General features: G+C 57.6%; 28 protein-coding genes and 1 pseudogene. 12 read left to right on the top strand and 17 right to left on the bottom strand.

What is annotated here, in order from left to right; genetic code table 11:
* Positions 1-51 precede the first annotated feature (51 nt).
* The 3 genes from PMI27_RS14330 (at position 52) to PMI27_RS14340 (ending at position 1,913) form a co-directional block, all read left to right on the top strand.
* Entirely contained in the window at positions 52-597 is a 546-nt protein-coding gene (locus PMI27_RS14330) for a gamma carbonic anhydrase family protein (RefSeq protein WP_008152500.1), read from the top strand.
* Between the two features lie 26 nt (positions 598-623).
* Entirely contained in the window at positions 624-1,274 is a 651-nt protein-coding gene (locus tag PMI27_RS14335) for an HAD family hydrolase (protein ID WP_008152502.1), read from the top strand.
* A 180-nt stretch (positions 1,275-1,454) separates the two neighbouring features.
* Positions 1,455-1,913, top strand: a complete 459-nt coding sequence (locus PMI27_RS14340) for an REP-associated tyrosine transposase (protein ID WP_008152504.1) — start codon at positions 1,455-1,457, stop codon at positions 1,911-1,913.
* A 126-nt stretch (positions 1,914-2,039) separates the two neighbouring features.
* On the opposite strand, the gene PMI27_RS14345 is transcribed toward PMI27_RS14340, so the two are convergent.
* Entirely contained in the window at positions 2,040-3,128 is a 1,089-nt protein-coding gene (locus PMI27_RS14345; RefSeq protein ID WP_008152507.1) for an aminopeptidase, read from the bottom strand.
* A 59-nt stretch (positions 3,129-3,187) separates the two neighbouring features.
* Here PMI27_RS14345 and PMI27_RS14350 point away from each other — a divergent pair, with 59 nt between their 5' ends.
* Both PMI27_RS14350 and PMI27_RS14355 read left to right on the top strand, forming a co-directional pair.
* Entirely contained in the window at positions 3,188-3,610 is a 423-nt protein-coding gene (locus PMI27_RS14350) for a PA0061/PA0062 family lipoprotein (RefSeq protein ID WP_008152509.1), read from the top strand.
* Positions 3,611-3,650: 40 nt separating this feature from the next.
* Positions 3,651-4,073 carry a PA0061/PA0062 family lipoprotein gene (locus PMI27_RS14355; protein WP_008152510.1) on the top strand — a complete coding sequence of 141 codons (423 nt, stop codon included), beginning with the start codon at positions 3,651-3,653 and terminating at the stop codon, positions 4,071-4,073.
* Between the two features lie 6 nt (positions 4,074-4,079).
* Here the strand turns inward: PMI27_RS14355 and PMI27_RS14360 are convergent, their stop codons facing one another.
* Together PMI27_RS14360 and PMI27_RS14365 are read right to left on the bottom strand one after the other, a co-directional pair.
* Complete coding sequence (locus PMI27_RS14360; protein ID WP_008152512.1) at positions 4,080-4,313, bottom strand: DUF1161 domain-containing protein; 234 nt, start codon at positions 4,311-4,313, stop codon at positions 4,080-4,082.
* 156 nt (positions 4,314-4,469) lie between these two features.
* Positions 4,470-4,901, bottom strand: coding sequence for an OsmC family protein (locus tag PMI27_RS14365; RefSeq protein WP_008152515.1), 432 nt, complete (start codon positions 4,899-4,901; stop codon positions 4,470-4,472).
* A gap of 240 nt (positions 4,902-5,141) precedes the next feature.
* On the opposite strand from PMI27_RS14365, the gene PMI27_RS14370 reads away from it, so the two are divergent.
* Positions 5,142-6,143 (top strand): LLM class flavin-dependent oxidoreductase, encoded by a 1,002-nt coding sequence (locus PMI27_RS14370; RefSeq protein ID WP_008152518.1) that lies wholly within the window; start codon positions 5,142-5,144, stop codon positions 6,141-6,143.
* Between the two features lie 64 nt (positions 6,144-6,207).
* On the opposite strand, the gene PMI27_RS14375 is transcribed toward PMI27_RS14370, so the two are convergent.
* Entirely contained in the window at positions 6,208-6,432 is a 225-nt protein-coding gene (locus PMI27_RS14375; RefSeq protein WP_008152520.1) for a DUF1161 domain-containing protein, read from the bottom strand.
* 123 nt (positions 6,433-6,555) lie between these two features.
* Entirely contained in the window at positions 6,556-6,771 is a 216-nt protein-coding gene (locus tag PMI27_RS14380; protein WP_008027736.1) for a dodecin, read from the bottom strand.
* Positions 6,772-6,926: 155 nt separating this feature from the next.
* On the opposite strand from PMI27_RS14380, the gene PMI27_RS14385 reads away from it, so the two are divergent.
* A complete protein-coding gene (locus PMI27_RS14385) occupies positions 6,927-7,253 on the top strand; it encodes a DUF883 family protein (protein WP_008152522.1) in 327 nt (108 codons plus the stop codon).
* On the opposite strand, the gene PMI27_RS14390 is transcribed toward PMI27_RS14385, so the two are convergent.
* Positions 7,250-8,143: a LysR family transcriptional regulator gene (locus PMI27_RS14390; protein ID WP_008152525.1), complete on the bottom strand. Its 894-nt coding sequence runs from the start codon at positions 8,141-8,143 to the stop codon at positions 7,250-7,252. The two genes, PMI27_RS14385 and PMI27_RS14390, sit on opposite strands and share 4 nt — an antisense overlap.
* 126 nt (positions 8,144-8,269) lie before the next feature.
* On the opposite strand from PMI27_RS14390, the gene trpB reads away from it, so the two are divergent.
* From trpB to PMI27_RS32500, 3 genes and pseudogenes are all read left to right on the top strand, one after another.
* On the top strand, positions 8,270-9,490 hold the full coding sequence (gene trpB, locus PMI27_RS14395) for a tryptophan synthase subunit beta (RefSeq protein WP_008152527.1): 1,221 nt from the start codon (positions 8,270-8,272) through the stop codon (positions 9,488-9,490).
* The gene (gene trpA / locus PMI27_RS14400) at positions 9,490-10,302 is read left to right on the top strand and encodes a tryptophan synthase subunit alpha (RefSeq protein WP_008152530.1); all 813 of its coding nucleotides are present in this window, start codon (positions 9,490-9,492) and stop codon (positions 10,300-10,302) included. The genes trpB and trpA overlap by 1 nt, the downstream gene beginning before the upstream one ends.
* Before the next feature lie 97 nt (positions 10,303-10,399).
* Positions 10,400-10,480, top strand: a pseudogene (locus tag PMI27_RS32500) (anti-virulence regulator CigR family protein); the annotation flags it as partial.
* A gap of 85 nt (positions 10,481-10,565) precedes the next feature.
* Here PMI27_RS32500 and PMI27_RS14405 read toward each other — a convergent pair.
* The 11 genes from PMI27_RS14405 to PMI27_RS14450 form a co-directional block, all read right to left on the bottom strand.
* Positions 10,566-12,527, bottom strand: coding sequence for a DUF7844 domain-containing protein (locus PMI27_RS14405; RefSeq protein WP_008154458.1), 1,962 nt, complete (start codon positions 12,525-12,527; stop codon positions 10,566-10,568).
* A complete protein-coding gene (locus PMI27_RS14410) occupies positions 12,524-12,844 on the bottom strand; it encodes a DUF2388 domain-containing protein (RefSeq protein ID WP_008154459.1) in 321 nt (106 codons plus the stop codon). The genes PMI27_RS14405 and PMI27_RS14410 overlap by 4 nt, the downstream gene beginning before the upstream one ends.
* A 27-nt stretch (positions 12,845-12,871) precedes the next feature.
* Positions 12,872-13,189 (bottom strand): DUF2388 domain-containing protein, encoded by a 318-nt coding sequence (locus tag PMI27_RS14415; protein WP_008154461.1) that lies wholly within the window; start codon positions 13,187-13,189, stop codon positions 12,872-12,874.
* Between the two features lie 107 nt (positions 13,190-13,296).
* The gene (locus PMI27_RS14420) at positions 13,297-13,614 is read right to left on the bottom strand and encodes a DUF2388 domain-containing protein (RefSeq protein WP_008044656.1); all 318 of its coding nucleotides are present in this window, start codon (positions 13,612-13,614) and stop codon (positions 13,297-13,299) included.
* Positions 13,615-13,757: 143 nt separating this feature from the next.
* Complete coding sequence (locus PMI27_RS30490) at positions 13,758-13,967, bottom strand: DUF1127 domain-containing protein (RefSeq protein ID WP_008154463.1); 210 nt, start codon at positions 13,965-13,967, stop codon at positions 13,758-13,760.
* Between the two features lie 258 nt (positions 13,968-14,225).
* Positions 14,226-14,441 carry a DUF1127 domain-containing protein gene (locus PMI27_RS14425; protein WP_008154465.1) on the bottom strand — a complete coding sequence of 72 codons (216 nt, stop codon included), beginning with the start codon at positions 14,439-14,441 and terminating at the stop codon, positions 14,226-14,228.
* A gap of 319 nt (positions 14,442-14,760) precedes the next feature.
* The gene (locus PMI27_RS14430) at positions 14,761-16,254 is read right to left on the bottom strand and encodes an acetyl-CoA hydrolase/transferase family protein (RefSeq protein ID WP_008154467.1); all 1,494 of its coding nucleotides are present in this window, start codon (positions 16,252-16,254) and stop codon (positions 14,761-14,763) included.
* Positions 16,255-16,434: 180 nt separating this feature from the next.
* Positions 16,435-17,871, bottom strand: a complete 1,437-nt coding sequence (locus tag PMI27_RS14435) for an NAD(P)(+) transhydrogenase (Re/Si-specific) subunit beta (protein ID WP_008154469.1) — start codon at positions 17,869-17,871, stop codon at positions 16,435-16,437.
* On the bottom strand, positions 17,871-18,194 hold the full coding sequence (locus PMI27_RS14440) for an NAD(P) transhydrogenase subunit alpha (RefSeq protein ID WP_003187010.1): 324 nt from the start codon (positions 18,192-18,194) through the stop codon (positions 17,871-17,873). The genes PMI27_RS14435 and PMI27_RS14440 overlap by 1 nt, the downstream gene beginning before the upstream one ends.
* Before the next feature lie 15 nt (positions 18,195-18,209).
* A complete protein-coding gene (locus PMI27_RS14445; RefSeq protein WP_008154472.1) occupies positions 18,210-19,331 on the bottom strand; it encodes a Re/Si-specific NAD(P)(+) transhydrogenase subunit alpha in 1,122 nt (373 codons plus the stop codon).
* A 435-nt stretch (positions 19,332-19,766) separates the two neighbouring features.
* Complete coding sequence (locus PMI27_RS14450; RefSeq protein WP_008154473.1) at positions 19,767-20,666, bottom strand: LysR family transcriptional regulator; 900 nt, start codon at positions 20,664-20,666, stop codon at positions 19,767-19,769.
* Positions 20,667-20,823: 157 nt separating this feature from the next.
* On the opposite strand from PMI27_RS14450, the gene PMI27_RS14455 reads away from it, so the two are divergent.
* Complete coding sequence (locus tag PMI27_RS14455; protein ID WP_008154475.1) at positions 20,824-22,005, top strand: acyl-CoA dehydrogenase; 1,182 nt, start codon at positions 20,824-20,826, stop codon at positions 22,003-22,005.
* A 13-nt stretch (positions 22,006-22,018) separates the two neighbouring features.
* Positions 22,019-23,239, top strand: coding sequence for a CaiB/BaiF CoA transferase family protein (locus PMI27_RS14460; RefSeq protein WP_008154477.1), 1,221 nt, complete (start codon positions 22,019-22,021; stop codon positions 23,237-23,239).
* Positions 23,240-23,639 lie beyond the last annotated feature (400 nt).

Here is a 23,639-nt window from a genome sequence, read left to right as displayed (position 1 = left end):
AATTACAATCGACGCTCACCGCAGCTATCAGCAACAGAGAGAAACCCTATCGTGACCCTTCGCAAGTATCAGAACCACACGCCGCTACTGGGCAAAGGCGCCTTTGTCGACGGTTCGGCGGTGGTGATCGGCGACGTTGAAATCGGCGAAGACAGCTCGGTCTGGCCGCTGACGGTGATTCGTGGCGACATGCACCGCATCCGTATCGGCGCGCGCACCAGCGTGCAGGACGGCTGTGTGCTGCACATCACCCACGCCGGGCCATTCAATCCCGATGGCTTTCCGTTGCTGATCGGCGACGATGTGACCATCGCGCATAAAGTCATGCTCCACGGCTGCACCGTGGGCAGTCGGATTCTGATCGGCATGGGCAGCATCGTCATGGACGGTGCGGTGGTCGACGACGATGTGATCATCGGCGCTGGCAGTCTGGTGCCACCGGGCAAGCGCCTGGAAAGCGGCTTCCTTTATGTGGGCAGCCCGGTGAAACAGGTCCGGCCACTGACTGACAAGGAAAAAGCCTTTTTCACCTACAGCGCGGCGAACTACGTGAAGCTCAAGAATTTGCATCTGGCCGAAGGCTACGACCAGCTCTGACCCTGCGCCCTTATTCAGGATTCAACATGCATTACCAAACCGTATTGTTCGACCTCGATGGCACCCTGACCGATCCGCGCGAGGGCATCACCCGTTCGATCCAGTTCGCCTTGAGCAAACTGGGCATCGATGAGCCCGACCTGAGCAAACTTGAACACTTCATCGGTCCGCCGCTGTTGCAGGCGTTCATGCAGTTCTACGACTTCGACGAGCCCAAGGCCTGGGAAGCGGTGAACTTCTATCGCGAACGCTTCAAGGTCACCGGCCTGTATGAGAACCGCGTATTCGACGGCGTCACACCCCTGTTGGAAACCCTCGGCGGGCAAGGGCGACAGCTGTACATCGCGACGTCCAAACCGTGGATCTTTGCCCGGGAAATTGCCCGGCACTTCGACTTCGCCAAGTACTTCAAAGTGATCTATGGCAGCGAACTGGATGGAACCCGGACTAACAAAGTCGAGCTGATCGCCCACTTGATGGCTGAAGAAGGCCTGGACCCGGCCAGCACCCTGATGATCGGTGACCGTAAACACGACCTGATCGGTGCGCGCAGTAACGGGCTGGATGCAGCGGCTGTTGGTTATGGTTTTGGCAGCCGGGAAGAGTTGAGCGCAGAAGCCCCGACCTGGCACTTCGAGACGCTGGAAGAGATGCATCAGGCGTTTTTGCAGCGTTAGGTCTATCGCCATCGCGGGCAAGCCTTGCTCCTACAGATTCTCGTCAAGTCGCCTCCCGTAGGAGCAAAGCTTGCTCGCGATGGCGTCTTTGCCGACACATCCTGAGCAACTATTTTACCCCCTATCCTCTTTTGCCGTTCTAGCCTCTCTGACTCAGGCCACGATCAAGGAGGATCATCAATGCCAAGCCAGCATCATGCCCACCGACTACGTTCCGGACGTTACTCCGAGGAGGGACAAATCTATTTGCTGACAGCTGTCGTTCGAAACCGCCAGCCTGTTTTTTCCAGTTTTCAAACGGGTCGATTAGTAGTCGATGCATTTCAAAAGGCTCAACAAGAGCAATTCGCCAACTCATTGGCCTGGGTTGTCATGCCGGATCATTTCCATTGGCTGATCGAACTTCAAAACATTTCCTTGCCGACCCTGATGGCCCGCACGAAATCACGTACAACGGTCACATTAAACCGGGCGCTTCAGAGAGAAGGTCCGATTTGGCAGCCGGGACTCCACGATCGCGCCATTCGTAAGGAAGAAGATCTACAGGCGGTTGCGCGATACATCGTCGCCAATCCATTGCGAGCGGGATTGGTCGAGAGGGTTGGGGATTATCCGTTGTGGGATGCTATTTGGTTGTGAACCAACGCTAGCGAATCCTTGCGGACGCCATCGCGGGCAAGCCTTGCTCCTACAGATTCTCGTCAAGTCGCAATGGTGGGCACGACGGGCCCCGTAGGAGCAAGGCTTGCCCGCGATGGCGGCAGTTCAGTCGACGGAGATTTTGTCTGCTAATGCCTTCAACGCCACCTTGCGCTCACCCACCGGCAACGCGCCAAGCTGCTCGACTGCCGCATAAAACTTCACCCAATTCCCCCCCTCTTGTCTGAACAACGCCGCAAACGCCGGCACCCATTGGTCGTACAGCCCAAATGGCAACAGCCGGGCATTGTTCATCGGCGCATTGATCCACGCGTCATAGCGTTTGTCCCCAGCCCATCGGCTGTCGCGCAGTTGCCGGTATTCACCGCGCAGTCGTTCGAACTCGTCGGCTTTGCGCTGGCGCATCTGGTCGGCGGGCAGGGGCAGGGTGTACAGCCGTTCGAGTCGCGTGCGGGTCTCCAGAACCAATTGAATGAACTGGTCCCGTTGCTGCACCTGCGCGCCGCTGTCCGGTGCCAGGCCGCGGAATGCACGCCATTGGCGGGTGCCTTCCTGTTCGACGAAGGTGGCGAAAGACTCATTGAACTCGGTGTCGTCCTTCACATAAAAACGTTGATGCGCCAGTTCATGGAAGATCAGCGTGGCCAATCGTTCGTCACCCCAGGCCATCATCGAACTGATAATCGGATCGTTGAACCAGCCGAGCGTCGAATAAGCCTCGACGCCGCCGATCGACACGTCCATACCTTGTAATCGTTGCAACGCAGCTTCACCGCGGGCCGCGCTCTGACTGTAATAACCGCGATAGGCGACGCAACCGGCGATCGGGAAGCAATGGTTTTGTGGTGTCAGGGAAAATTCCGGCGTGGCAAACACGTTCCAGACTACGAACGGCCGGCCAATGTCGGCGTACAAGCGGTAACTCTGGTTATCCGGCAGCCGCAGCTGTTGGCTGGCGAACGTGCGGGCCTTTTGCGATTGAATCAGGTGCGCACGCAATAGTTGATCGCGACCGGGATCGGCAATCACTCTGGAAATCGGCTCGCGTGCTCGCAGCAATTGCAGCTGACCACTGGCCAATTGGCCGTAATAGCTGACGCCGGCGCAACCGTTGAGAAACAAAAACAGAACACCCGGAAACAAAATGCGTAAAACGCGATCAAGTAACCCAAGGCTTGGAAGCGGCCTGATCAAAATGAATCATCCTTGGAGAGTCTGCCCGCAAGACTATCCCGCCTGACTGGAGCTCCGCTATGCGCACGTTGATGCTGACAGGAAGCCTGTTGATGCTGGCAGGTTGTGCTGGATTCGGATTACCCCCCCATGATCCGGCTCAAGCGTGGATCGACCTGGATTCGAAGCAGGAAGACACGGCGCTGCAAGCGCTGGAAGTCGATGACAAGGCCGCCACCGACAAGCGCTATTTCGAGGTTCAGCCGGGTAGCCATGAGTTGACAGTCCGTTACCAATTCCCGGTCGCACCAACCAACATCGGACCAGACGCCGAGACGCTATGGCGTGACTGCCAGCTAAACGTAAAATTCAACGACTTCAACGCCGGCGAACGGTATCAGCTGAAAGCAGGGAATATCGGCTTTCGGCCGTGGGCAAAGCTCTATGATCAGCAGCGAAAAGTGATTGGCCAAGGTGTGCCGGCTGGCTGCCAACGCACCTGATCGGCGTTATTCTAAAGGACGAGTCCTTGAGAAAATCAACATGCGCAGGTTAATGCTGTTACTTGCTGCAAGCGTCGTTGCTGGCTGTCAGAGCCCGTTGCCAGCGGTTAATCCGCAGATGGCCTGGGTCGAGTTTTCTACGCCATTCCCCAACGATAAATTGCTGATGGCCGAACGCCTGGACAATCAGCGGTTGCGCGACGGGCGTTTTTTCCAGGTCACCCCCGGTAGCCATGAGCTGATTGTTCGATTCGACTTTGAAGTGCCCGGTGGTGGGGGGCTGAGCTTGATGAACGGCCCCACGGAACGCTTGTGCTACCTGACCATCAACTACGATCATTTCGAAGCCGGCCAACGTTATGTGCTGGTAGGTCAGTCGATAGCGTTTACTCCCGGTGCCCGGCTGTACAACGCCAAGCGGGAGATTGTCGCTGAAGATCGAGAGTCCTATTGCCTCATGTGAGGTGAATCAGCGGTCGTTCTTCTGGTAGATGATTTTCTTCGTGCCGCCTTCGCACGAACCGACGACCATGTTCTGATCGTGTACTTCCTCGTTGGTGACGATTTCCAGCGTGTAGGACGAGACGTTATTGGCCTGGATCTTGGCTTCAATCTCGGCCTTGAGTTCTTCACAGGATTTCGTTGCCGCCAGGGCCGATGTGGCCAGCGCGCAACAGATAACCGCCAAGGCAAAACGTTTCATGGTTGAAGCTCCTTTGAGGCAGCGCGCACGATGATGCGTTTTAGCTGCTGTCATTTATTCGACCACAATCTCGCCAGCCAGGTTTTGTTTCAGCGCAAAAAAGATCGCAGCCGGCCGAGGCTGCGACCTTTAATCGGGAAGCGCGACAACCCACTATCAGCTGACCAATGTTGCATCCAGGCTGATTTTCGCATTCAGCACTTTGGAAACCGGGCAGCCTTCTTTGGCTTTATTGCTCAGTTCCTCAAATTGAGCCTGAGTCGCCCCAGGAATCTTCGCTTTGAGGATCAGTTTCACTGCTGTGATCGCGAATCCGCCGTCCACCTGGTCCAGGGTGACCTCGGCATTGGTATCGATGCTGTCAGCCTTGAGACCGGCATCGCCGAGAATCATCGAAAACGCCATGGAGAAGCAGCCTGCGTGCGCTGCGCCGATCAACTCTTCCGGATTGGTGCCCTTGCCGCCCTCGAAGCGAGCCTTGAAGCCGTAGGGTGCTTCTCTGAGGACACCGGTTTCCGTGGAAATAGAGCCGATGCCGGTTTTCAGATCACCTTCCCAATGAGCCGATGCTTTCTTTGTGATAGCCATGAATGCCTCCTCAAGATCCGGCGCGAAGGGTCGCGCCTTTGTGGTTTTCGGTTGCTAGGGTTCTGAGGATAGACCGCGCTGCAAAGTTCACCTCATCTGATCTTTCTTCAAATTCGGTAGGAATTTTGCCTCTGCTATTGAAACTCGGGTATATGCCCTCATTGCATGAATCACGCTTATAGATTCGGCAGGTTTTCGTTTGTAAGAAAAACCTGCGCCCTCAATTGGAGAAGCAGGCTTATGAAACGACTGTCCGATATCAAGTTCTCGACCCTCGATCTGGTGCCCGTGCGGGAGAACGGCAGCGCGGCCCAGTCGCTGCGCAATTCCCTGGACCTGGCGCAGCACGTCGAAAAATTCGGCTACAACCGTTTCTGGGTTGCCGAACACCACAACATGGACGGCATTGCCAGTTCGGCGACGTCGGTACTGCTTGGCTACCTGGCGGGCGGCACCTCGACCATTCGTGTTGGTTCGGGCGGTGTGATGCTGCCAAACCACGCGCCGCTGGTGATCGCCGAGCAGTTCGGCACGCTCGAAAGTCTGTACCCGGGCCGGATCGACCTGGGCCTGGGCCGTGCCCCCGGTTCCGACCAGATGACCGCCCGCGCCTTGCGTCGTGAACGCTCTGGAAGCGCCGACGATTTCCCGGAAGACGTGGCGGAACTGATGCGCTACCTCGGCCCGCGCACTCCGGACCAACGGATCATCGCAATGCCAGGCACCGGCACCAATGTCCCGGTCTGGCTGCTGGGCTCCAGCTTGTTCAGTGCACAACTGGCGGGTGAACGCGGTTTGCCCTACGCCTTCGCTTCACATTTCGCACCGCGTTTCATGCATGAGGCCATTCGCGTCTACCGCAATCACTTCAAGCCTTCAGCGGTATTGGATAAGCCCTACGTGATGCTCGGTGTGCCGTTGGTGGCTGCCGACACCGACGAGCAGGCCGATTATCTGGCGACCTCGGTCTATCAGCGCATCCTGGCGTTGATGCGTGGCCAGAGCCTGGTGCAACGTCCACCGGTAAAAACCATGGACGGCCTGTGGCTGCCTCATGAAAAAGAAGCCGTCGGCGATTTCCTTGGCTTGGCGATGGTTGGCAGTCCGCAGAAAATCCGCGCCAAACTGGAAGTGCTGATCGAGCAGACCCAGGCGGACGAGCTGATTTTTACCTGCGACCTGTACGAACATGCCGATCGCGTGCACTCCTATGAGCTGCTGGCCCAGGTCATGAAGGGCTGACGCTCAAACAGCGAGCCCAAAAAAGCCGACGTCATTGCGTCGGTTTTTTCATTTTCGAGGGAGGTCAGCCCTGCTTGTAGACGATTTGCTTGGAGCCTTTCTCACAGGTGCCGACGACTTTCCCACCGGCAGCAGTGCCTTTATCGACGATTTCCAGTGAATAATTAGAAATGCCCTTGGCATCAAGTTTCGCCGAGATTTCGGCTTTCAGCTCTTCGCACGACTTGCCCTGGGCCAGGGCTGATCCCGCAAAAATCAACAAACCTACCGTTAAAATAAAATTCTTCATCGGGTCGCATTCCCTGGTCGGATCAATAGGGCCACCCAGCAATCAGCCGGATGTAAATATGTAGCGCTTTGCCATTCCCTATGGCGCTCGGCCAGCGCGCAGGCTCAGAAGACTAGCTCAAACTCAGCTACTGGCAATCCTGAACCCGACTTTGAGCGTCACCTGAAAGTGCGCTGCCTTACCGTCCTTGATGTGCCCGCGGGTTTCAGTCACTTCAAACCATTCCATATATTTGAGGCTTTTGCTGGCCTCGGCCAGTGCATTGTTGATGGCGTCTTCAATGCTGCTGGTGGACGAACCGACGAGTTCGACTTTCTTGTAGGTGTGATGGTCAGTCATGGCGTTCTCCTCAGGGTGTGAAATACAGCCTAGCAGTGATTTTTCGTATTACTTCTGTCAGCCAATCTGAAGTGGAAGTTCAGATTTACTGCACTTTCTCGAACCCCTGAAGTCCCAACCAACACACGCAACTCAATCAATGCAGGAGAGCCACCATGGCCAACACCTCTTTACGTAAAGCCTCATTGCAAAGCATGGAAGCCGAAATCGAGAGTCTGCTGAAGTCTTTGGAAAACCTGAAGGACGACGCCTCGGACGAGTCGCGTAAAACCCTTAAAGCCTTGAAAAGCAACGCCGAGAACGCGCTGAAGCATTCGCGCCATCTGCTCAGCGATGCGTACGAAGAAGTCAAAGTCAAAACCCGTGAAACCGGGATTGCCACGCGGGACTACGCCCAGGAACACCCTTGGACGACAGCGGGTGTGGCTGTCGGTGCATTGGGTCTGCTCGCGGCTTATCTGCTGTTCAAACGCGGTGACTAATCCGTCTGGCGCAGCTCGTTTTTGAGCCACTGCGCCAGTTGCCGAGCGCGCCCGTCCGCGGCGCGCTTGGGTAGCCACAACGCCAGTTGCGCCGGGGTTTCACTGAAGCCCCAAGGCGCAACCAGGCGACCAGCCTTCAAGTCCTCGGCCACCAGCGGCTCGGGCGCAATCGCCACACCCAGGCCGGCCACTGCAGCCTCCAGCAAATAATACAAATGTTCGAAACCCTGTCCGTACTTCAATGCTTTGGTGTCGAGGCTGCTTTGCTGTGCCCAGCTTGGCCAGGCCTGCGGGCGTGAGGTGGTGTGCAGCAATGGCTCACTCAGCAGCGCTGCGGGCGGTGCGTTTTGCAGACGTTCGTAGCCCGCAAATCGTGGGCTCATGACCGGGCCGATCCGTTCGCTCGCCAGCTCATAGACTTGCATGTCCGCTGGCCACGGTGGCTCGGCAAACACCAGCAAGGCGTCCAGCCCCGGGCGACGTGGATCGAGATCACCTTCGCCAGCCGACAGGTGCAGGCGCAGGTCCGGCAGGTCGGTATTCAATCGTCCCAACCTGGGAATAAACCAGCGTGCCAACAAGCTTCCCGAGCAACCCAGTACGAACGGTGCATCGGCGGTGCTTTGGGTCAGCTCTGCACAAACAGTCCGTAAACGCTCGAACGCCTCACCGCTGGCATCGCGCAAACGAATGCCGGAATCTGTGAGTTTAAGGCCGCGTCCGTCCTTGATGAACAGGCTTACGCCCAAGTGTTCTTCAAGCACCTTGAGTTGCCGACTGACCGCACCATGGGTGACGTGCAGCAGTTCGGCGGCCTTGCTGACGCTGTTCAGGCGGGCAGTCGCTTCGAAGGCCCGAAGGGCGTTCAACGGGGGAAGGTCATGGCTCATGGGATATGTGAGTTTTCCTGACAGGTTGCAGCGATCTTATCGGTTTTCAGCCTGAGGCGTCAGGGGTAGAGTGAAGCCCACTCTCTCTTCAAAAGCATCACCCCACGTATTCAACTGGAGCGACCCATGACCCAGACTAATCTGCGCAACGGCCCCGACGCCAACGGCCTGTTTGGCGCGTTCGGCGGCCGTTACGTCGCTGAAACCCTGATGCCGTTGATCCTCGATCTGGCCCGTGAATACGAATTGGCCAAGGATGATCCTGCATTCAAAGAAGAATTGGCCTACTTCCAGCGCGACTACGTGGGTCGTCCAAGCCCACTTTACTTTGCCGAACGTCTGACAGAGTTCTGCGGCGGCGCGAAAATTTACCTCAAGCGCGAAGAGCTGAACCACACCGGCGCGCACAAGATCAACAACTGCATCGGCCAGATCCTGCTGGCGCGGCGCATGGGCAAGAAACGCATCATCGCCGAGACCGGCGCTGGCATGCACGGTGTGGCGACCGCCACCGTGGCTGCGCGTTTTGGCCTCGATTGCGTGATCTACATGGGCACCACTGACATCGAACGTCAGCAAGCCAACGTGTTCCGCATGAAGTTGTTGGGCGCCGAAGTGATCCCGGTCGTGGCCGGTACCGGCACCCTGAAAGATGCGATGAACGAAGCCCTGCGTGACTGGGTGACCAACGTCGACAGCACCTTTTACTTGATTGGCACTGTGGCCGGCCCGCACCCTTATCCTGCGATGGTTCGCGACTTCCAGGCCGTTATCGGCAAAGAAACCCGTACTCAACTGCAAGACCAGGAAGGTCGTCTGCCGGACAGCCTGGTGGCGTGCATCGGTGGCGGATCCAACGCCATGGGCCTGTTTCACCCGTTCCTCGACGACAAGAGCGTCGAGATTATCGGCGTTGAAGCGGCAGGTTACGGCATTGAAACCGGTAAACACGCGGCCAGCCTGAACGGCGGCGTACCGGGCGTACTGCACGGCAACCGTACCTTCCTGCTGCAGGACGACGATGGCCAGATCATCGACGCTCACTCGATCTCTGCCGGCCTCGACTATCCAGGCATCGGCCCGGAACACGCCTGGTTGCATGACATCGGCCGCGTTCAATACACCTCGGTAACCGACGACGAAGCCCTCGACGCATTCCACAAATGCTGCCGCCTGGAAGGGATTATTCCTGCACTGGAAAGCGCCCATGCCCTGGCTGAAGTGTTCAAGCGTGCACCGACCCTGCCGAAAGATCACCTGATGGTGGTCAACCTGTCCGGTCGTGGCGACAAAGACATGCAAACCGTGATGCACCACATGGAACAATCCAAGCAGGAGAAACACTGATGAGCCGCCTGCAAACGCGTTTTGCCGAACTCAAGGAACAGAATCGTGCCGCCCTGGTGACCTTCGTGACCGCTGGCGACCCGAGCTATGACACCTCGCTGGCGATCCTCAAAGGCTTGCCCGGCGCGGGTGCCGACGTGATCGAGTTGGGCATGCCCTTCACCGATCCAATGGCCGATGGCCCGGCAATTCAGTTGGCCAACATCCGCGCCCTCGGCGCCAAGCAGAACCTGGCGAAAACCCTGCAAATGGTTCGCGAGTTCCGTGAAGGCAATACCGAGACGCCGCTGGTGCTGATGGGTTACTTCAACCCGATTCACATGTATGGCGTGCCGCGCTTCATCGCTGACGCGAAAGAGGCCGGCGTTGACGGTTTGATCGTGGTCGACCTGCCACCCGAGCATAACGGCGAGCTGTGCGACCCGGCCCAGGCTGCCGGTCTGGACTTCATCCGTCTGACCACCCCGACGACCGATGATGTACGCCTGCCGACCGTCCTGAACGGCAGTTCAGGCTTCGTCTATTACGTATCTGTCGCCGGTGTGACCGGTGCGGGCGCGGCGACGCTGGAACACGTTGAAGAAGCCGTTGCCCGTCTGCGCCGCCACACCGATTTGCCGATCAGCATCGGTTTCGGCATTCGTACACCGGAGCAAGCGGCGTCCATCGCGCGTCTGGCTGATGGTGTGGTGGTGGGGTCGGCGTTGATCGATCACATCGCCAATGCATCGACGCCGGATCAGGCAGTTGATGGCGTGTTGAGCCTTTGCTCGGCGCTGGCAGACGGCGTGCGTAAAGCCCGCGTCAGCTGAAGGTAAAGTTCCTGATACAGAGGAATCAGAGCCTCGCGGTACAGACTAAACAGCAAGGCCGAGGGCTTCAGGACTACGTTCTGAAGCCCTTTTTGCTGTTCATCTGGTGCGTGGCCGACCGCTGCCTCACGGCTATTACGGCGAACGCCTGGATAACCGGGCGTTGGGCCGGCTGCCGTTGGCTTCTAAAAGAATGCCAACGCGGCGCACAGACGCGTCAGCTTGGGCGAGTCCATTCAATTACAAGTCCTGCGGTGTTTCTATCATGGCAACTCCAACCCGCCTGACGCTTTGTGCAGCTTTCTCAGATGCTCACCCACCTGCTTCACATTGGCTTCATTGGCGGCCATCTCAGCCGCACGACTCGGTTCAAGCAGCGCTCTTACCTCTTTGTCCAGATCGCCTGTCAGTGCCTGAAGCTGCTTCTGCCGCAGACTGCTTTCCGATTCCAGACGCTGCCACTCACTCGGCTGCGGCAATCCATAACCACCGGTGCCGAGCAGCTCCGCCGGACGGCTGAGGAAGCCGCTGTTGGCAAGGATTTGCTGCAAAGTTGCGTTGGCCTTGTCCATGCCGCCGTTCTTCAATTCCCGAGCGCCCAGATAGCGTTGCTTTACTTCGTCCTGGGCCAGCACCAATTGTTGGCGGAAGGCTGCCTGTTCTAATAACAGCAAGGCTGCGCTGGTGCGCAAATCGGCTTGATCGATCCATTGCCGACGCTCTTCAGCTTTCAATGCGAGCCAGTCTTCGACCTTTTCCTGCTTGATCGGCAAGTGCTTCTTCAGCACTTCGAACATCGCTTGATAACGATCGCGGAAGGAGTCGAAACGATAACCCAGGCGAAGCGCTTCGCGGGGATCATCCAGCACGCTGGTGTCCGCCAGTCCGCGGCCCTTGAGCACTTCCAGCAAACCGTTGGGCATGATGCTGTCCAACCCGACCAGTTTTGTATTGTTGGTACTGCTACGCAGTAACTTCAGGCCCTCTACCGCGCAGTTATTGGACAGGAAGAAGTAGTTGCCGTCGTAACTCCAGTGCATTTCGGCGGCGTGTTCCACCACGTCTTCGATCTCACTGCGCGACAGGTTCAGCGGCACCGAGGCCAGGCTGCGCAGTTCGGTCTTGGTGTATTCGTCGATGACCTGGGCCAGCGGCAGGACAAACAGGCGTGACGGATATTTGCCCACCAGTCCGTCCCAGCTCGACAGCTGCACGTCACCGACGAAGGCGCGGTAGGACAGCACCAGATGCTGATCCAGATCCAGTCGACAATCCGGCCCGCGTGGCCGGCCGGGTGCACAGATCACCAGCCGCAACATGCTGTGACCCCAGCGGCTGACCCAGTTCTGGTTGGCTTCTGCCAGCAGATAGTCGACGGCGTAGACCCGTTCCGGATCGACCTGGCCCAGTGGTGTTTTGGCGAAATCATTGCCGGCGTTGAGGAAGGAGAAGGTTTTGCCGCAGGTGTCTTTAGCGGCGGGCGCCCAGCCAAAATGTTCTTTGTAGTAGCGGTACAGCGCCGGACGGCGACAGGCGTAGGAGGGGTCGAGAAGGAAATACTCCATGTTGACCGCGACGAATTCTTTGGGGCTGCTCGTCTCGTAAATGTCCGGGCTGCGGGCAATTTGCCGGTTGTACTGTTCGCGTTCGCCACGACGGCCGACATACTGTGGCCAGCCGGCGAGGTCGAGCAGGTGCGGGTCGTCGCTGAGCGTAAAGCGTCGGTCGGACTGGCCGCGGCATTGATCCGGGATACCAACCAGCCCCGAGCTGCTGTTGCGCCGGGTGCAGCGCTGAATCAGCGTGCGCTCTGCGTCGGGCCACAGGCGCGAGCGATCATAAATGTGGGTGAGTTCGTGCAACACCGTGGCAAGCATTTCGCGGCGCACGGTGCCATGGGGGCGATAAGTCTTTTTGGTCGCGGCGCTGCCGTCAGTGAGGCCGGCAAGCAGGTTGCGGTTCAGGTCGAGCTCGGACACCAGCGACGCCTGGCCGTAAGCGTTGCTCGGCATGTCATCGGTCCAGCCGACGTCGATGCGTCGGTCGAGCTGCTCGATGAACCGCGGCGGCAGCGCCTGCATGGCTTCATCGAGCAGCGCCTGACTGGCCTGCTGTTGAGCGGGGCTGAGGCCTTCGGTTTTAAGCCTTAATTGCAAGTCAGCCTGGGCCGTGTTGCCGAGCAGCAACATGACCCCGGCCAACAGCCAGGCGCCTGGCGACCTCACAGTGCGAGGATGGCTTCGGCGAGAACCTGATCACTGGCGTCGCGAGCTTCCGGTACGCGGGTGCGCAACGTGTTGAAGGCCGCCTCCAGGTGCGCGCCACGAATATCGCCATCGCTGGCGACGAAACTGGCCGCATCGTCATGAGCTTCACGGACGATCTTCGAGTCACGGATGGACGTCGTGGTATCGGAGGTGAAATCAAGGGTGCGCCGGGTGGCGTTGATGAGGATGTTACTGGTGGCTACCAGGGTTTGCGCCTGGGCCACATCGGCCAACAACAACAGGCCTAGGGTGGCAGCAATCAGTGGGCTACGCATGGAACGACTCCGCAAGAACAAGGATAACTATTGGACGAGAATTGTCTGCGCCAGTTCAAGGTCGCTTGCATGAAGTTTTGGCTGGGTGCGGCGCAGATAATTCAGGGCGGACTCCAATTGTGCTCCCCGCAGTTGGCCGTCACTGGCGATGAACGCCGCAGCATCATCTTGTGCCGCGACTAGCAGCTTACGGTCGAAGGGGGCGGAGGTCACCATGCTTGTGGCGTAGCCGGTAGCCACGATGCCTTGTGTAGACAGATTGAAGGCGTCATAGGCATGGGCCGAGCCCACCCAGCAGGCCGCCACGAAAAGCGGAGAGATCAGCAGATTTGAAAGAAAACGCATGAGACTCGATAGCTGAAGGCGAGTCGCAAGGCTAGCGCAACGCCCGGTCTAGAGCCAGCGCCGAAACATTGGGACACGGCGGGCGTGTCCCTCGTCAGTGATGACGCTTAGATAGTCAGTATGGCTTGCGCCAGTTGTGCATCAGTCGCGTTCAGCTGAGGTGCCTGGTGACGAATATGGTCGAGTGCACTTTCCAGTTTCACGCCACGAATGGCGCCTTCGCTGGCCACGAAGCTGGCGGCGTCGTCACGGGCGGCGCGTACGATTTTGTCATCACGAAAGGAAGACGTGACATCGGAGGTTGCATCGGACGTGGCCTTGAGCGCGCCGACGACAGCGTCGGTAGTCACGATGAAGCTGGTGGCGTGGGAATTGGCAGCCACGGCAAGCAGGGCTGCAGCGCTGAGCAGACGAAGACGGGACATGGTGAAACTCCTTTGGAAACCGATTGAGAGGTGGCGCAGTGTCTGTTGAGTCAGACGCCTATCATGCAGCGTTCGCCACGTTTCATCTGGATATTAGGCCTATGAGTGTCGGTTCGCACAGTCCCGTCTGTTCAAGCAGGAAGTTAACGCCAGAACGGTTTATCCAATTCGTTGAGACGATCCGCGTGGCTGATGTTCAGATCCGAGAGTTGCCGGTCATCAAGTTGGCCCAGTAAACGCCGGGTTCGGGCCCTTTCCAGGTTGTTGGCAACGCCCCTCAGCAACCTGCGAAACCAAAGGAAACGAGGTGTTGATTGACGCGTGGAAACGGAAACATCCAGTAAGTGATTCATGGCGCGGTCCTTTTGCTGGCAGTTCGGGAGTTCATGGTGATCCCGTCCGCTCTGTCGCAACAGACACACTGCGCTGAAATTGTACTGGTTCAGTTGTGTAAATAGTAAAACTGTACCTGTTAAACGGAATCTCTACTGTATGACCCATGTTGAGGGTCCAAAACGACAAAGCCCGTCGTGGTTTCCCACGACGGGCTTTGTTTTTTCAATTTGGAGTGCTGGCGGTGGACCCGGTGGGTCAGAGCCAGCGACGCTAACTTAGCGCCAGAACGGCTTGCTCAGCTCTTCGTAGCGTTGTGCTTCGCTAATCCCTGCGTCAGCCAGCAGACGCGAATCCAGACGAGCCAGTTGATGGCGGCTGGAGATGCGGCGCTGCCACAGCATCAGGTTGGCGAGAACGCGAAGAGGCGTGGAAGCCTGGGTTTTTACGGCGTTGTCTTCGAAAAACAGCTCGGAACTGAGTGTACGTTCCATGGTTGACATCCTTCCGCTTATGGCGGGATTAGGTAGTGGTTTAACTGATGCCAATGATCCTCTCGTTTGGCCAGTCTCTCTAGATACAGTTCACCTGTATTGTGAGGTACCAGTTAACTGTTAAAGGGTGGTGTACTGGTCTAAATTGAGGCAACTGTACTTGTCCGCACCAATATCGTGCGTTTTTGCTTGATTGACTCGGAAAGGTAGGCAATTACGGTAGGAAAAGACCGGTACAGCAGTACAGTTTTATTCAGGATTTGATCTGGCAACAGCAAGCTGACGAAACTGTGTTTGCGTCAGCTGCTATCTGTACCAATTACACCGTGAGCATTCGCCCGGTTTCTTCCAGGTTGATGTGCCAGCTCAGGGCATCGCGCAGGATATGCGGCGTATGTCCGCCGAGTGCACACGCGGCTGTGAAGTAGTCATTCAGGGCTTGGCGATAGTCCGGATGCACGCAGTTATCGATGATGACTCGAGCACGCTCTCGCGGCGCCAGGCCCCGCAAGTCCGCCAGACCGATCTCGGTGACAAGGATGTCGACGTCATGCTCAGTGTGATCAACGTGGCTGACCATCGGCACCACGCTGGAAATTGCGCCGCCCTTGGCGATCGATTTGGTCACGAAGATCGCCAAATGCGCATTGCGCGCAAAGTCGCCCGAGCCACCGATGCCGTTCATCATCCGCGTGCCGCAGATGTGGGTGGAGTTGACGTTGCCGTACAAGTCGAACTCAAGCGCCGTGTTGATGCCGATGATGCCGAGCCGGCGCACCACTTCCGGGTGGTTGGAAATTTCTTGCGGGCGCAGGACCAGTTTGTCCTTGTAGCGCTCAAGGTTGCCGAAAACATCGGTATTGCGACGGCTCGACAAGGTGATTGAACTGCCTGAAGCAAAGCTCAGCTTGCCGGCGTCGATCAGGTCGAAGGTCGAGTCCTGAAGCACTTCGGAGTACATCGTCAGGTCTTCGAATGGCGAGTCGATCAGGCCGCACATCACCGAGTTGGCGATGTTGCCAATCCCGGCCTGCAGCGGGCCGAGCTTGTTGGTCATGCGCCCTGCAGTCACTTCCTGCTTGAAGAAGTCGATCAGGTGGTCGGCAATGGCTTGGGTATCAACGTCCGGCGGCAGTACGGTGGACGGCGAGTCAGACTGATTGGTGATCACGATAGCGACGATCTTTTCCGGCGGAATCGGGATGGCAGTGCTGCCAATGCGATCGTCGACCTTTACCAGCGGAATCGGTGTGCGGGTCGGCCGATAGGTCGGGATATAGATGTCGTGCAGACCTTCGAGATTCGGATTGTGCGCGAGGTTGATCTCGACGATCACCTGTTTGGCGAAAATCGCGAAGCTGGCCGAGTTACCCACCGACGTGGTCGGCACGATATGGCCCTGCTCGGTGATCGCCACGGCCTCAATCACCGCGATGTCCGGCAGCTTGAGTTGCTGATTGCGCAGCGACTCCACGGTTTCCGACAGATGCTGGTCAATGAACATCACTTCGCCGGCATTAATAGCCTTGCGCAGGGTGCTGTCGACCTGGAAGGGCATGCGTCGTGACAATACGCCAGCTTCGGTCAGCTGTTTATCGAGGTCGTTGCCCAGGCTCGCGCCGGTCATCAGGGTGATTTTCAGCGGGGTGATTTTGGCGCGCTCGGCCAATGCGTGGGGCACGGCTTTGGCTTCACCGGCGCGAGTGAAACCACTCATGCCGACGGTCATGCCGTCCTCAATCAGAGCGGCAGCGTCAGCGGCGCTCATCACCTTATCCAACAACGAAGGCAAGCGAATACGATCACGGTACATGGATTGTTATCTCGGGCAACGAAAGCAAGGTATGCAGTCTAGTGATTTCAAAAAAATTCCTCCCGCTACCATGGTCGAATGCAGAGCCTTGATTTAGAGCCTTTGGTCGGTTTTTAGCGGGCAATAAAAAACCCCAGCCTACTAAAGGCTGAGGTTTTGGGTATTGCGCTGGAGCAGGTTTTACTCGACAGCTTTAACCATGTCTTCGATGACTTTCTTGGCGTCGCCGAAGACCATCATGGTTTTGTCGAGGTAGAACAGTTCGTTGTCCAGACCGGCATAGCCGCTGGCCATCGAGCGCTTGTTGACGATGATGGTCTTGGCCTTGAACGCTTCGAGAATCGGCATACCGGCAATTGGCGATTTCGGATCGTTCTTGGCGGCCGGGTTGACCACGTCATTGGCGCCCAACACCAGCACCACGTCGGCCTGGCCAAACTCGGAGTTGATGTCTTCCATCTCGAACACCTGGTCGTAAGGCACTTCGGCCTCGGCCAGCAATACGTTCATGTGGCCAGGCATACGACCGGCGACCGGGTGGATCGCGTACTTCACGGTCACGCCGCGATGGGTCAGCTTCTCGGTCAGTTCTTTCAGCGCGTGCTGCGCCCGCGCTACCGCCAGGCCGTAGCCTGGAACGATGATCACGGTGTCGGCGTTGGTCAGCAGGAAGGTCGCGTCATCAGCCGAACCGGATTTCACCGGGCGGGCTTCTTTCGAGCCAGCAGGGCCGGCCGCGTCCGCCGTATTGCCGAAACCGCCAAGCAGTACGTTGAAGAACGAACGGTTCATCGCTTTGCACATAATGTACGAGAGGATCGCACCGGACGAACCCACCAGCGAACCGGCGATGATCAGCATCGAGTTGTTCAGCGAGAAGCCGATGCCCGCCGCTGCCCAGCCGGAGTAGCTGTTGAGCATCGACACAACCACCGGCATGTCTGCGCCGCCAATCGGGATGATGATCAGCACGCCCAGCACGAAGGCCAGGGCCAGCATCAACGCGAAGGCGTTCAGGTTACCGGTCAGCATGAAGGTCACGCCGAGGCCCAGTGTCGCCAGGCCCAGCAACAGGTTCAGCTTGTGCTGACCGCCGAACTGTACGGGTGCGCCCTGGAACAGGCGGAACTTGTACTTGCCCGACAGCTTGCCGAACGCGATCACCGAACCGGAGAAGGTGATTGCACCGATGGCCGCGCCGAGGAACAGTTCCAGGCGGTTACCGGCAGGAATGGAATCACCCAGTTGCTTGACGATGCCCAGCGATTGCGGTTCAACGACAGCAGCGATGGCAATGAACACCGCGGCCATACCGATCATGCTGTGCATGAAGGCGACCAGTTCCGGCATTTTGGTCATTTCAACGCGCTTGGCCATGATCGAGCCGGCGGTGCCGCCGACCAACAGACCTACGATGACGTAGCCGATGCCGGCGGTGGCCAACTCGGCGCCCAGCTTATAGACGAGGCCCACGGTGGTGAGAATCGCCAGCGCCATGCCGAGCATGCCGTACACATTGCCGCGCCGCGACGTGGTCGGGTGCGACAGGCCTTTAAGCGCCTGGATGAAGCAGATCGACGCGATCAAGTAGAGCGTCGTTACAAGATTCATGCTCATTACTTAGGCGCCTCTTCTTTTACTGCTTTTGGGGCTTTTTTCTTGAACATTTCAAGCATCCTGCGGGTTACCAGGAAGCCACCAAATACGTTCACCGCTGCCAGAGCTACCGCCAGGGTGCCCATGGTTTTGCCCAGTGGCGTTACGGTCAAAGCCGCGGCCAGCATGGCGCCGACGATCACGATCGCCGAGATCGCGTTGGTCACCGCCATCAAAGGCGTGTGCAGTGCAGGTGTAACGTTCCAGACCACGTGATAACCGACATAAATCGCCAGCACGAAGATGATCAGGTTGTAGATACCGGGGGAGATAAGCTCTTCCATCGTCTGAATCCCTGCTTAGGCGTTTTTGCGGATGACTTGGCCGTCGCGGCACATCAGGCACGCGGCGACGATGTCGTCTTCGAGGTTGATCTCGAACTGGCCTTCTTTGTTGAAGACCAGCTTCAGGAAGTCCAGCAGGTTGCGTGCGTACAGCGCCGAAGCGTCTGCCGCGACTGCGCCGGCCAGGTTGGTTGGGCCGCAAATGATCACGCCATTCTCGACCACAACCTGGTCAGCCACGGTCAGCGGGCAGTTGCCGCCCTGGGCTGCCGCGAGGTCGATGACCACCGAACCCGGCTTCATCTGCGCCACGGTTTCCGCGCTCAACAGCGTCGGTGCCTTGCGGCCCGGGATCAGTGCGGTGGTGATGACAATGTCAGCCTGTTTGGCGCGTTCGTGCACGGCCAGGGCCTGACGTTGCATCCAGCTGGCAGGCATTGGTCGTGCGTAACCGCCGACACCAACGGCGCATTCGCGCTCTTCATCGGTTTCGTAAGGCACGTCGACGAACTTGGCGCCAAGGGATTCGATCTGCTCTTTTACCGCAGGACGTACGTCAGACGCTTCGATCACTGCACCCAGACGTTTCGCCGTAGCGATCGCCTGCAAACCGGCCACGCCAGCCCCGAGAATCAGCACGCGTGCCGCTTTCACGGTACCCGCAGCAGTCATCAGCATCGGCATGAAGCGTGGATAGTGGTGAGCGGCCAACAACACGGCTTTATAGCCGGCGATGTTGGCTTGGGAGGACAGCACATCCAGGCTCTGAGCGCGGGAAGTACGCGGCGCGGCTTCCAGCGCAAACGCGGTAATGCCGCACTCAGCCAGCTTGGCAATGGTTTCATTGCTGAACGGGTTGAGCATGCCCACCACAACGGTGCCGCTCTTTATCAGCGTCAGCTCGCTGTCACTGGGGGCGACCACCTTGAGAATCAGCTCGGCACCAAACGCATCGTTGGCGCTGCCAATAATTGCGCCTGCCGCTTCATAGGCACTGTCGACAACGCTGGCGTTAATGCCGGCGCCGCTTTGCACAGTGACCTTATGCCCCTGGCCGATCAGCTTCTTGATGGTTTCCGGGGTTGCAGCAACCCGTGTTTCACCGGTCTGGGTTTCGAGAGGAACACCAATGTGCACGTCAAATCTCCTGCGTGATCTTATTGAGTAAACCCAGGCACTTCGGATGGTGCGGCTGGGGCGGCCGATCAGCACGATCCCGCCAAATCAGGGCGGGGCGCGGCATTTTGCAGGCGAACTTAGTGCCCTTCAAGGGTTTATGACGGGTGACGGAAAATTAACTACAAGTCACCCCGTGACCGAATGTCGCAACTGACCGGCTCAATCCCTTGCAGGCCGTGCCTTGTAAGGATTCTTGTGAAAATTGAAGAATTTACGCATCGGTCAGGTGAATGAGTCGTTATTGCTCTGTAATAGAGGCTCAAGGCCACGTTTTCAGGCCCTTGTGGGACGTTTGTACTGCTTGTCCATACAGTTTTCGAATACGCGACAAATACTTATATCTGTAGTGCTTTGATTTTGTTGACTACGGAGTCAGTAAATGGCGAAAATCCTTTATCCTTCTAGGCTGTAGCTCTGTGCCTGATTGACCAGCCAATCGCGAAATGCCCTTAAAGAGGCCGATTCGACCTTTCGCTCGGGAATCATCAAGTAATACGCCTTGATGCTTGATAGCGCCTGGCTGTTGGCAATGACCAGGCGCTTCTCGGCCAGTTCGCGTTGAATCAGGAACGGCGGAATCAGCGCTATACCCATATCGTGCATGGCGGCTTGAGCAAGCATGGAGAATAGCTCGTAGCGCGGCCCTGTCATGTCTCGCGGAATATTTAGGTTTTGAGAGTTGAACCACTGGCGCCAGGCATAAGGGCGAGTGGTTTGCTGTAACAGGGGTAATTCGGCGATTTCGCCGGGAGACAGGGTTGTCTTTTTCCCCATGAGATTGGGGCTGCACACCGGCATCGGATTTTCGCCCATCAGCCTGTGGGATTCGGTACCCGACCAGTCCGCGTCACCAAAATAGATCGCGGCATCGAAGTCGGTATCAGCAAACAGAAAGGGGCGCGTTCGGTTGGTGAGGTTGACCGTCACTTCCGGGTGTTTTTGCTGGAAATCCTTGAGTCTTGGCAGCAGCCATTGAGTGCCAAAGGTTGGAACCACCGCCAGCTCGATCACGTTGGCACCTTGCTGGCCCATCACTGACAAGGTGTCCCGTTCAACGGCATCGAGTTGGGTGGCCACCCGGCGGCTGTAGGAAAGACCGGCCTCCGTCAGCTTGACCCCGCGTCGCGAGCGTCGGAACAGTTCTACGCTGAGGAACTCCTCAAGGCTGGCGATCTGTCGGCAAATGGCGCCCTGAGTGAGCGAAAGCTCCTGGGCTGCCTTGGTAAAACTTTCGTGGCGAGCCGCCGCTTCAAAGCTGATCAGGGCCGTTGTGCTGGGGATTTTCCTGCGCATGTACGTCAACCTCACTAATACATCGCATAAAAGCTATTTTGCGATGTTTCGGAGTGAGAAATTAGCACAACAGTATGCAAAATCCTCGTTTGCCGTAACGCCGAACCCGGCCTAGGATCAGCCCACGTTATTTGACCCGATTCGAGAGGACACACTCATGGGCGGTAAAGCTAGCTTCAACTGGATCGATCCCCTGCTGCTGGATCAACAGCTCACCGAAGAAGAACGCATGATCCGCGACACCGCTGAGCAATTCGCTCAACAGAAGCTCGCGCCGCGTGTTCTCGAAGCTTTCCGCCATGAAAAGACTGACCCGGCGATCTTCCGCGAGATGGGTGAAGTAGGTCTGTTGGGCGCGACGATCCCTGAGCAGTATGGTGGCAGCGGCCTGAATTACGTCAGCTACGGCCTGATCGCCCGTGAAGTCGAGCGCGTCGACTCCGGCTACCGCTCGATGATGAGCGTGCAGTCCTCGCTGGTCATGGTGCCGATCAATGAATTCGGTACCGAAGCCCAGAAGCAGAAGTACCTGCCGAAACTGGCCTCGGGTGAATGGATCGGTTGCTTTGGTCTGACCGAACCTGACCACGGCTCCGACCCAGGCGCGATGATTACTCGTGCACGCAAAGTGGAAGGCGGCTACAGCCTGACCGGCAGCAAGATGTGGATCACCAACAGCCCGATCGCCGATGTGTTCGTCGTATGGGGCAAGGACGATGCGGGTGACATCCGTGGCTTCGTTCTGGAGAAGGGCTGGAAAGGCCTGAGCGCTCCGGCGATTCACGGCAAGGTCGGCTTGCGTGCCTCCATCACCGGCGAGATCGTCATGGACAACGTGTTTGTCCCTGAAGAAAACATTTTCCCGGATGTGCGTGGTCTGAAAGGTCCGTTCACCTGCCTCAACTCCGCACGCTATGGCATCTCCTGGGGTGCGCTGGGTGCTGCCGAGTTCTGCTGGCATACCGCTCGCCAGTACACTCTGGATCGCAAGCAGTTCGGTCGCCCATTGGCCGCCACTCAGCTGATCCAGAAGAAGCTGGCCGACATGCAGACCGAGATCACCATGGCGCTGCAAGGCTGCCTGCGTCTGGGTCGTATGAAGGACGAGGGTACTGCAGCGGTCGAGATCACTTCGATGATGAAGCGTAACTCTTGCGGCAAGTCCCTGGACATTGCTCGCATGGCGCGCGACATGCTGGGTGGTAACGGTATTTCCGATGAGTTCGGTGTTGCTCGCCACTTGGTCAACCTGGAAGTGGTGAATACCTATGAAGGTACGCATGACGTCCATGCGCTGATCCTCGGTCGTGCGCAGACTGGCATCCAGGCGTTCTATTAATAGGAGAACGGCCATGGGCGCGCTTTCGCATCTACGGGTACTGGATTTATCGCGGGTGCTGGCCGGGCCTTGGGCCGGGCAGATCCTTGCTGACCTTGGCGCCGAAGTGATCAAGGTCGAGCGCCCGGGTAATGGCGATGACACCCGCGCCTGGGGGCCTCCCTTCCTTAAAGACGCCTATGGCGAGAACACTAGCGAGGCCGCCTATTACTTGTCGGCCAATCGCAACAAGCAATCGGTCACCATCGACTTCACTCGGCCTGAAGGGCAGAAGCTGGTGCGCGATCTGGCGGCGAAGTCGGACATCCTGATCGAGAACTTCAAGGTCGGTGGGCTGGCGGCATACGGTTTGGACTATGAGTCTCTGAAGGCGATCAATCCGAATCTGATCTATTGCTCGATTACCGGGTTTGGCCAGACAGGCCCTTACGCCAAGCGCGCGGGTTATGACTTCATGATCCAGGGGCTGGGCGGCCTGATGAGTCTGACGGGGCGACCCGAAGGGGATGAGGGTGCCGGGCCGGTGAAGGTCGGCGTGGCGCTGACGGACATTTTGACCGGTCTCTATTCGACTGTGGCGATCCTTGCAGCGCTTGCGCATCGGGATCATGACGGTGGTGGCCAGCATATTGATATGGCGCTGCTGGATGTTCAGGTGGCATGTCTGGCTAACCAGGCAATGAATTACCTGACTACGGGCAATGCTCCGAAGCGCCTGGGTAATGCTCATCCGAATATCGTGCCTTATCAGGACTTTCCTACGGCGGATGGAGACTTCATCCTCACCGTGGGTAATGACGGGCAGTTTCGCAAGTTTGCTGAAGTCGCTGGTCAGCCGCAGTGGGCAGATGATCCACGCTTTGCGACCAACAAGTTGCGGGTGGCGAATCGTGCGGTGTTGATTCCACTTATTCGCCAGGCGACTGTGTTCAAGACGACTGCTGAGTGGGTGCTGCAGTTGGAGCAAGCAGGTGTGCCGTGCGGGCCGATCAATGATCTGGCTCAGATGTTTGCGGATCCTCAGGTTAAGGCGCGCGGGTTGGCGATCGAGCTGCCCCATGTGCTGGCCGGGATGGTGCCGCAAGTGGCGAGTCCGATTCGTCTGTCCGAAACGCCTGTGGAGTATCGCAATGCGCCTCCTCTATTAGGGGAGCATACGCTGGAGGTTTTGCAGCGGGTGTTGGGTCTGGATGCTGGCGTTGTGGCCGCATTCAAAGAGGCCGGGGTGCTCTGAGGGTTTCTTCTATATAGGGGAGTGGTTTTACTCTCCTATATAGAGAGCAAAACGGGCTGTTTTCCGGCGTTCTGCAAGTGTTTGATAGAAAAGCTTAATTAAGGGTTGACGGCAGATTCTGGAAGTCTATAATTCGCCCCACTTCCGGCGCAGTCGAAACGGAAAACTCATTGGTAAACAATGAGTTATGCGGTTTTCGACAGCGAGTTGCTTCAGGTCATCGAAGCCCAGAAGGAGTTGATCAGGCGGTCTGTTTTTGCCTAGTTGACGATTCGATCTTCTCGGTCGGCAGCGGTGTAAAAGAGGTGTTGACAGCAGCGAGTAACGCTGTAGAATTCGCCTCCCGCTAACGAGAGATCGAAAGCGCAAGTGGTTGAAGTTGCAAAGGAAACTTTGAAAA

Source organism: Pseudomonas sp. GM41(2012), assembly GCF_000282315.2.
In the GTDB taxonomy this organism is placed as follows: Bacteria; Pseudomonadota; Gammaproteobacteria; order Pseudomonadales; family Pseudomonadaceae; genus Aquipseudomonas.
The sequence above is the reverse complement of the archived record's forward strand: the minus strand, read 5'-3'. Positions and strand labels throughout refer to the sequence as shown.